Genomic DNA, 381 nt, shown 5'->3' with positions numbered 1-381 from the left:
ATGCAATAAAATCCCCTCCTCATCGATAGATGATAACCAGGGAATAATGTGGCAGAACTTTAAAACTAGCAATATTGCATATTCACAACTATGTAAAAAATTATCTTTATTTAAAAGCATACCCAGTCGATTAATAAAAAAATCAGCTTACTGCTCAACTGAAAACACAATCACCAATAAATTTGATGTTGTCTTTTCTTACTGCGGAAATAATGTAAAGGAATTTATACTTTTATTACCCTATAATAAATCTCTGGAGATGCATGAACTTAACGAGCAAAACATCCAGTATTTGACTGCCCTTAATATTAATATACATAAAATGTTGCTATCAAATATAACAATAGAAAAGAGCGACCTTTCATATGGGTATTATTTTGG

1 pseudogene is annotated in these 381 nt (G+C 30.2%); it reads left to right on the top strand.

The window, feature by feature from the left end:
* Positions 1-381 (top strand): annotated as a pseudogene (espX1, locus tag E0D98_RS26045) (type III secretion system effector EspX1); the annotation flags it as partial.

Source organism: Escherichia sp. KCJ4928 (assembly GCF_004352695.1).
Taxonomy (GTDB): domain Bacteria; phylum Pseudomonadota; class Gammaproteobacteria; order Enterobacterales; family Enterobacteriaceae; genus ECMA0423.
This window is presented reverse-complemented; position numbering and strand designations above follow the sequence as displayed.